We start from the raw sequence: 2277 nt of genomic DNA, 5'->3' as shown, positions 1-2277 counted from the left end.
ACAGCAATTGTCGCCGTCTCAAGGGTATGTTCTGCAAGGCCGCCTGGGTAGTTATGGTGGCGTTTCTTGGCCGCAGGCTTCTCGTAGAAGCCGCCCGCATCCATCAATGCGAGGGAGACGACCAGCTTGAGCTGGCCGTTTCTGATCGTCCCGGCGAGGTTCTGTATGGCGATAGCGGTTTCTTTGATATCAACAGGTGAATAGACGAACTCTCCCTTTTCTGATGCCTGGATAGCAGCCGGGGCGGCGAGATCGGCTATTCCATCATTGATATTGATCTCGCACTCGCCATTGAAGACTTTTGCAAAGCCTTTGATCCGGTAGACTTCTCCCTGCTGGAGGCTCCTGCCGAGTGCCTCGATCTCGTCAGCCGATTGTGCCGGCAGCCCCCAGATCTTGCAGGAGATCCTGCCGGTTCTGTCGGCGAGCGTGGCGAAGAGGTATCTGCCGTCATCTTTCTTCTTCCGTATATCGATCTGTTCGAGGAGGAAGAGTGAGTCAACCTCGCATCCGTCGCTTATGTCGGTTATGGTCTGGGTTTTTGGCATGGGATCACCTGAAGGGGGATGTATGGTATTTTTGTCCGGGCTGTTTGTATGAGAATCTGGTCTGTGAGAGGTATTTTGTGTATCGATTGGAGCCTCTATGAATAGAGATCAGGGTAGAGGATATACTTCCATGCAGGGATGATGATGATATCCTTTCCTTCGATCTGCTCATGGCCATAACTGTCCATTGTCAGGATGTACCCCTGAGCCAGATTATATTCATCAAGAGCATCAAGCAGCCCGCTAATCTCTCTCTTTCTTGTCTCGCTGCTCTGGAGATCAGCAGATACCTGGATAGCAGAGAGAACAGCTGGTTCCTTCATGATCAGGAAATCACATTCCTTCCCTGATGCACCTGGGTGATAGAAGAGGGAATATCCTTTCTTTGACTGCAATAAATAAAGAAAAACGAGGTTTTCAAGTTTCTGTCCGATATTATGAGAAAACCGGAATGATACGGTATTTAAGAAACTGTTGTCACCTGCAAATACTTTCTTTGATGCCTGAATCTGTTTATTCAGGGAATAATAAAAGGCCGGAAGCGTGTAGAAGAGGTATGAGTCCCTGAAGTACCCGATGTACTGGCTGATTGTGTTTGTGCTCTTCAGCCCTGTTACGCTCTTCAGAGTTGAATATGAAAATTTGGAGGTGGCATTCGAGGCAAGGTAGGTGGCGAGCCGTGCGAGCCCTGCCTGTTCACGTATCATATAGCGGGTTTCGATATCCCTCTTCAGGATGTCATTGAAATAATTCCCGGATAATTCGATGTTCTTCTCTTTCAATACCTCGGGAAAACCGCCATACTCGAGATATTCCTTAAAAAAATGAACAATTTCGGCAGATAGGTTTGAGGTGAGGAGGTGCTCTGCCGGTATCTCTATCTCTTTCAATCGTAAAAACTCGCGGAAACTGAATGGATGGAGATCCAGCACGACATTCCTTCCTGTGAGTGATGTTGCAATCTCTCCTCCCAGTATCTTTGCATTCGATCCTGTTACAAAGACTTTATGCCCCTTGAAATGGAGGTTATTTGCCCATCGCTCCCATTGAGGTGCGTACTGTATTTCATCAAAGAAGAATACCGTCTTCTTTCTGCGGGAGAACAATTCTATTGCGATATTTTCGATATCATGGTAGTTGTCCGTTGTGATGTCGAGGAGCCTGATATCTTCAAAATTGATAAAAAGGATATTCTCATCCCGTTGTTGGTATTGATCTGCAATGAGCTTCAGGACGGTGCTCTTTCCTGATCGCCTGATGCCTGTTATTATGACGATCTCTTTTCCACGCATGTATCTCTGTAGATCGATATCCCGTTCTATCGTATCTTCAGGTATCCCTGCAAAGATCTCCTGATGTTGCAGGATTACATCCATGAGCTGCGCTTTATCCATGGTATATCCAACTCAGTTTCTCTCTTGTCGCTTCTCTTATATAACCGTTCTTTTCCATTGAGATGGTTCTTTATAATAAGAATATCATTGGCAAAGAAAGGTTATGGGTGGTTTATCGTGTACCTTTCCATACTCCTCCATTTCGAGCAGCATTGCAAAGCAGCGGAATCAAAAATTGAATACCCTGGGTGGGCAATTGTATATGGGCGATTCGATCTATATCCGGGTGCCTTAGAAATTGAGCAGGCAGATACGTCATGATGGTGTGGTGAGTGATGGAAAAGCAGGAATATGGATCTCAGACGCAGCTCGTAATCGGGAAGATGAAGATTCTC

General features: G+C 46.3%; 2 protein-coding genes. Both read right to left on the bottom strand.

Annotated features, from left to right (window positions below):
* Positions 1 to 548 (bottom strand): OB-fold nucleic acid binding domain-containing protein (locus QCH34_RS11000; protein WP_300334085.1); only part of this gene is annotated, 548 nt, incomplete at its 3' end.
* 95 nt (positions 549 to 643) lie between these two features.
* A complete protein-coding gene (locus tag QCH34_RS10995; RefSeq protein ID WP_300334083.1) occupies positions 644 to 1942 on the bottom strand; it encodes an ATP-binding protein in 1299 nt (432 codons plus the stop codon).
* Positions 1943 to 2277: the final 335 nt, after the last annotated feature.

It is taken from the genome of Methanocalculus sp. (genome assembly GCF_029762515.1).
Classification (GTDB): Archaea; Halobacteriota; Methanomicrobia; order Methanomicrobiales; family Methanocorpusculaceae; genus Methanocalculus.
Note: the sequence above shows the minus strand (reverse complement) of the source record. Positions and strands in the feature narration are given on the sequence as shown.